Source organism: Pseudonocardia sp. McavD-2-B (genome assembly GCF_024124365.1).
Classification (GTDB): Bacteria; Actinomycetota; Actinomycetes; order Mycobacteriales; family Pseudonocardiaceae; genus Pseudonocardia; species Pseudonocardia alni.
Window position 1 is genome coordinate 39,576 of the sequence record NZ_JAMXSG010000013.1, and the last position, 6,218, is coordinate 45,793.

Consider the following 6,218-nt stretch of genomic DNA (forward strand, 5'->3'; position numbering starts at 1 on the left):
GCACCCACCCATCCTGACACCCACCCCCGACGGTCACGGGTCGCCCGTCCCGCCCGTCCGGGTGCCGGGCAGGTCACAGCGGGGCGGGAAGAATCCCGCGAGCGGGCCCGTTGCACCCGGTATGGCGGACCTGACGATGTACACGACCAGCTGGTGTGGCTTCTGCCGTCGTCTCAAGCTGCAGCTCGACCAGGCCGGCATCGGCTACCGCGAGATCGACATCGAGCGTGAGCCGGACGCCGTGGCGTTCGTCGAGAAGGCCAACGGCGGCAACCGCACGGTGCCGACCGTCGTCTTCCCGGACGAGTCGGTCGCGACGAACCCCAGCTTCTCCGAGGTGAAGACCCGGCTCGGGGTCTGACACCTGCCCCTGATCTCCCACCACGGAGCGCGGCGGCCCGCTACCGGTACCTCACCGGGGGCGGGCCGCCGCTTCGTCTGCGGGGTCAGCCCCCGGCGGCGGCCCAGGACTCCAGCATGGTGCGTGCGATCGAGACCTTCCCCGGCAGCATGACCACCGGTCCGTCGGTGGGGTCGGGCTCGTCCCGGGTGCCCCAGTCGCCGCGGGCCAGTGCCGCCCGCAGCGTGTCCCGGGTGATCCACAGGGCGTCGGCGATCTCGCCGTCCTGCGGCGTCAGCGGGATCTCCGGGTCCCCGATCGCGTGGAAGCCGACCATCAGCGACCGCGGGAACGGCCACGCCTGGCTGCCGAGGTACCGCACGTCGGACACGGCGATGCCGACCTCCTCGGAGATCTCGCGGTGCACGCACGCCTCCAGCGACTCGCCGGACTCGACGAACCCGGCGAGCACCGAGTAGCGCCCAGCCGGCCACACCGGCTGGCGGGCGAGCAGGACGCGGTCCGCACCGTCGTGCACCAGGCAGATGATCGCCGGGTCGGTGCGCGGGTACTCCTCGTGGCCGTTGTCGCAGACCCGGGCCCAGCCCGCGTTGTGCGGGCGGGTGCGGGTGCCGTCGATCGCGCAGAACCGGGCCCGGTCGTGCCAGTTCAGCGTGGCGACCGCGCCGGTGAGCAGCCCGGACCCGAGCGGGTCGAGGAACGCGCCCGCGGCGCGCAGGTCCGCCCATTCCCCCTCGCCGGTGAAGATGTCGCTGTCGGCGGTGCGTTCGGTCCCGACGCGCACCGCCCAGTACGGGACGCCCTCGCGCTCGCCGAGCAGCACGGCCTCGGCCGGCGGCTCCGCGGCGACGTCGGTGCCCGCGCGGGTTCTGACGTGCCCGCCACGGCCCGCCGCGTCGTCCCAGGCGGCGGCGTCGACCTCGCGGAACTCGCGGCCCGGTTCGACCTCCCAGTCCACCGGGGTGCGTCCGGACTCGTCGACGACGACCACGCGCGCCGTCGCCCACGTGTCGCGCACGTAGGCCGGGTCCAGGCGCCGGTTCTCGTCGCGGGAGAGCGCGTTGCGCGACAGCACCGGCTCCTCGGTCAGGGAGAAGTCCCCGGGGCTCATCGCCCGCCTCCGCGGACCACGCCGCCGAGCGCGGCGAGCGGTGGCCCGACCACGTCGGCGTCCCCGACGACCACCCCGGTGAACCGGGTCGGTGCGAACAGCGCGGTGGCGGCCGCGGCGACCTCGTCGACGGTGACCGCCTCCAGCCGGCGCGGCCGGTCCCGGAGCCAGTCGACGTCGAGCCCGGCGGCGTGCAGCGCGGACAGGGTGCCGGCCAGCGCGGACTGACTGTCCAGGGAGATCAGCAGCGAGCCGATCGCGTAGCGACGGGCCGAGGTGACCTCCTGCTCGGTCGGCGGGACCGCCACCATGCGGCCGAGCTCGTAGCGGGTCTCGAGCAGAGCGGCGGCGGTGACGTCGGAGGCGACGTCGGCGTCGAGACCGAGCACCGCGCCACCGGGCACGAACTCCTGCCCGGAGTGAGCGCCGTAGGTGTAGCCCTTGTCCTCGCGGACGTTCTCCATCCAGCGCGAGGAGAAGTAACCGCCGAACACGAGGTTCGCGAGCTGGAACGCGGTGTAGCGCTCGTCGGTGCGGTCCAGGCCGGGCGCGGTGAGACGCAGCTGGGACTGCACGGAGCCGGGCCGGTGGACCAGCTCCAGGTCGCCCGCCTGCGGCACCGGCGGGGCGGACAGCCACCGGGCGGGGTGGTCTCCGGTCCACCCCCCGAGCCGGCGGGCGACCTCGGCGATCGCGGCCTCGGGGTCGATGTCCCCGACGAGGACCAGGCTCGCCCCGTCCGGGACGACGACGTCGGCGTGCAGCTCCCGCACGCGCTCGGGGGTGACCGCGGCGACGGCCTCGGCGGTCGGCATCTCCGAGACGATGGGGTGGTCGCCGAAGCGGCGGCGCATCAGCGCCTCGCGGGCGACGGTGCGCGGCTGCGCGCGGGCGACGGCGATCCGCTCGGCCAGCCGGGACCGCTCGCGGGCGACCTCGACGTCGGAGTGGGTGGCGGCGGTGAGGACGTCGGCGAGGACGTCGAGGACCGTCGGCAGACCGGTGGCCAGCGCGGAGCCGCCCGCCTGCAGGTACTCCGGGTCGACGGCGACGCCGAGTTCCCCGCCGACCGAGGCGAGCGCGTCGTCGATGCCGATCCGGTCGCGGCCCGCGGTGCCGGTCAGGATGGTCTCGGCGAGCACCTCGGTGCCCGCGGTGCGGGCAGCGTCGGCGACCGGCTCCGGCGAGGCGGCCGGGATACGCAGGACGGTCTCGACGAGCGGGACCCCGGGGCGGCGCGCGGCCAGGACGGTCAGCCCGTTCGGCAGGGTCTCGGTGAGCACGTCCGGCAGCGGCACCTCCTTGGTGCGGCCGAGCGCGGGCAACGGGCGGGGGCCGCGCTCGGTGCGGCCGATCTCCTCCGCGCTGCGGTGTGTGCGGCCGGCGCTCACGCGGAGCCCCCTTCGGTGTGGTTCACGGTGCCGGGACGGGTCGGAGCGCTCACGCGTCGCCCTCCCCGGACGGTTCGGCGGCCGGCTCGACCAGCAGGACGGCCCGCCCGGAGGAACGCAGCCGGGCGGCCGCGGCGGCGACGTCGGCGCCGGTCAGGGCGGCCAGCCTGCCGGGGAGCTCCACGGCGAGCTCGGCGCGGCCGTAGAGCAGTTCGCGGGCGCCGAGCCCGAGCATCCGGTACATGACACGGTCGTCCTCGCGGTGCAGCGCGGCGACCCAGCGGGCGGTCTGGCGCTCCAGCTCCTCGGTGCCGGGGCCCTGCTCGGCGAGGCGGTCCAGCTCCTCGTCGACCGCGGCGGTGACCCGGTCCGCGGACACCTCGGCCGGGTGCACGGCGGTGATCGTGAAGGTGTCGGGGTCGCGGGCGTCGAACGGGCCGCCCATCAGGCCGTTGGACGCCGAGACGTCGGTCACCAGGCCGGCTCCGTCGGCGCCGCCGTGGACCAGGCGGCGCTGCAGCCGCGAGGCCTCGCCGTCGGCCAGGACGGTGGCGAGCATGGCGTGGGCCAGGTAGGCGTCGGGCTCCGCGGCCGGGTCGGGGACGCGGTAGCCGAGCGCCAGGGCGGGCAGCGGGGCGTGGGCGTCGGCCACGGTCTGCCGCCGCTCCGCGCCGGGAGCGGGCTCGGCGAACGACGGCCGCTGCGGGACGGGCCGGGCGGGGATGTCCCCGAAGTGCCGCTCGACCAGGGCGAGGGTGCCGTCGACGCCGTGCTCGGACAGGTCACCGTGCACGGTGACCAGCGCGTTGCCCGGCGCGTAGAAGGTGTCGAAGAACGCGGCCGCGTCGTCCAGGCTGGCCTGCTCCAGCTCGGAGAAGTCGCCGTAGCCGTTGTGCGCGTTCGGGAAGGTGTCGTAGAGGACCGGCGGCAGCAGGATCCACGGGAACCCGCCGTAGGGGCGGTTGTGGACGTTGAGCCGGATCTCCTCCTTCACGACGTCCACCTGGTTGCGCAGGTTCTCGACGGTGAGCTTCGGGGCGCGCAGCCGGTCGGACTCCAGGAACAGCGCCCGCTCCAGCGCCGCACCGGGCAGCACCTGGAAGTAGTCGGTGTAGTCCTGGTGGGTCGAGCCGTTGAAGATCCCGCCCGCGGACTGGACCTGCCGGAAGTGCTCCAGCTTCTCCAGGCTCTCGCTGCCCTGGAACATCAGGTGCTCGAACAGGTGCGCGAAGCCGGTGCGGCCCTCCGGCTCGGAACGGAAGCCCACGTCGACGTGCACCGAGACCCCGACCACCGGGGTGGCCGGGTCCGGGACGACGAGCACGCGCAGCCCGTTGGCCAGCGTGGCCCGGTGCAGCTCGAGAGCGGATTTGTCGGCGATCACGGACACGGGAGCGAGGCTATCCCCCACCCCCGACAACCTGCCCGGTCAGGCGTGCTCGGGCGGCAGGATCACGAACTGGCGCAGCCCGAGGTCGCGGTAGGTGACCGGGCCGCGGGGGCCGGGGGTGTGGTCGACGTTGATGCCGGTCTCGGGCAGGCCCAGCAGCTTGTAGCCGTCGAGCAGCCGCGACGGCGCGTTCCAGAACACCCCGGTGCCGGTGTAGCGGTCGATGAAACGGCGCGCGACCTGCTCGTCGGCGGCGCAGATCGTCGCGGCCAGGCCGGAGGTCTCCCGGGCGGCGGTGTCGGCGGCGTCGTCGGGGCCGTCGACGACGGCGACCGTCACGTGCGCCTCGGCGCCGGAGTCCAGCGCCCACTCGTGACCGAGCGGGTGGTCGTGCGGGGGCAGCGACAGCGCGATGCCGCGGGCGTCGAGGGCGGCCTTCGCGACCGGCAGCAGGGTGTCGTAGACGGGCCGGTCGACGAGCAGCAGGTTGAGCCGGTTGCAGACGCCGAGCCGGTCGGTCGAGTCGGTGACCAGGCGCGTGACGTCGGCCTCGGTGGCGCTGGCGTCGAGGTAGAGGACGCCGCCGCCGTCGGCGTGGGCGAGCACCCGGGTGCCCGCGGTCGCGCCGAGCACGGACAGCTTGCGGGTGACGTCCCCGGACCCGCGGACGACGACCAGCGGCACCAGGTCGGGCAACCCGACGAGGGCCTCGGCGCCGGCGTGGCCGGGCAGCGGGACGAGCTGCACGGCGGCCTCGGGGAGCCCGGCGTCGGCCAGTGCGGGGCGCAGCACCTGCTCGACGAGCGCGGTGGCACTGCCGAGCGCGGCGGACCCGGTGCGCAGGACGGCGGCGCTGCGGGCCTTGAGGACCTGCGAGGCGACGTCGACGGTCACGTTCGGCCGGGCCTCGAACACCGCGCCGATGACGCCGACCGGGATGCGCCGTTCGAACACCCGCTCGCCGGTCTCCAGCGTGCGGACCGGCCACTCGGTGGGCGGCTCGGGGGTCGCGGCGAGCACCTCGAGCTGGGTGGCGATGCCGGCGAGCCGCTCGGGGTCCAGCCGCAGCCGGTCGAGCAGGCCCGCCGCCATGCCGTTCCGCTCGGCGGCGGCGACGTCGGCGGCGTTGACGTCGAGCAGCTCGTGTGCCCGGTCCCGGATCAGCGAGGCGGCGGCGCGCAGGGCGTCGTCGATCCGGCCCTCGCCCGCGGCGCGGACGGCCGGGGCGGCGGCCCGGGCGCGCTGCGCGGCCTCACGGACGGCGGCGAACTCCGGCGCCTCGGTCGTCTCCTGCGGGGTGGTCACGGTGCTGCTCACGCAGGTCAGGGTAGGCGGTCGCCGTCGCGGGCCCGACCGGGTATCCGGTGAGGAAGGCTCAGGGCGCAGCGGCCGGCACGGCGTAGACGACGATGTTCGACTCGTAGCTCCCCGCCGCCGGGTCGAACACCCCGCCGCAGGTGACGAGGACGAGCTGCGGGTCGCCGTCGCGGCGGAACACCTCGCGGGGCAGGTCGTGCTTGCCGTACTCGCGACGCGCGACGACCCGGTAGGCCGCGGTGCGGCCGTCGCCGCCACGGACGACGACCGGCTCGCCCGCGACGAGCTGCGGCAGCACCGACAGGAACCCGATGCCCTGCGTGCGCGAGTCGACGTGACCGGCGATCACGGCGCTCCCGGACGCGCCGCCCGGGAGGACACCGGGGGCCCACCAGCCGACCGTGCGCACCTGGTCGGGGACGACCATCCCGCCGTTCGGGGCGGTGCCGACCGCGTCGACGGGGGCGGACAGGCCGCGGGCGGGGAGCTCCAGGACGGACGGGACGACCGGCGGCGACGCGGCGCCGGGCTCGGCCACGGGCAGCGGGTAGACCGCCGAGACGGTCCACGGCTCGCGCGGCGCGATCGGCGCCGGGCCGGTGGAGCGGGGTGGGGGGCCGGTGCGGTCGCCGGGGCCTGCTGCCCGGG

General features: G+C 75.7%; 6 protein-coding genes. 1 reads left to right on the forward strand and 5 read right to left on the reverse strand.

What is annotated here, in order from left to right:
- The first annotated feature begins 136 nt into the window (after positions 1-136).
- Positions 137-361, forward strand: a complete 225-nt coding sequence (locus NH602_RS03855; RefSeq protein ID WP_280118320.1) for a glutaredoxin domain-containing protein — start codon at positions 137-139, stop codon at positions 359-361.
- A gap of 85 nt (positions 362-446) precedes the next feature.
- Here NH602_RS03855 and nudC read toward each other — a convergent pair whose 3' ends face one another.
- The 5 genes from nudC to NH602_RS03880 form a co-directional block, all read right to left on the reverse strand.
- Positions 447-1,472 carry an NAD(+) diphosphatase gene (gene nudC, locus NH602_RS03860; protein ID WP_179760964.1) on the reverse strand — a complete coding sequence of 342 codons (1,026 nt, stop codon included), beginning with the start codon at positions 1,470-1,472 and terminating at the stop codon, positions 447-449.
- Entirely contained in the window at positions 1,469-2,863 is a 1,395-nt protein-coding gene (locus NH602_RS03865; protein WP_179760965.1) for a pitrilysin family protein, read from the reverse strand. Before NH602_RS03865 ends, nudC begins: the two co-directional genes overlap by 4 nt.
- Before the next feature lie 49 nt (positions 2,864-2,912).
- Entirely contained in the window at positions 2,913-4,253 is a 1,341-nt protein-coding gene (locus NH602_RS03870; protein ID WP_179760966.1) for a pitrilysin family protein, read from the reverse strand.
- Between the two features lie 39 nt (positions 4,254-4,292).
- Positions 4,293-5,570, reverse strand: coding sequence for an aldehyde dehydrogenase family protein (locus NH602_RS03875; protein ID WP_253067034.1), 1,278 nt, complete (start codon positions 5,568-5,570; stop codon positions 4,293-4,295).
- Positions 5,571-5,628: 58 nt separating this feature from the next.
- Positions 5,629-6,218: class F sortase (locus NH602_RS03880; protein ID WP_253067035.1), on the reverse strand; the 590-nt coding region annotated here is incomplete at its 5' end.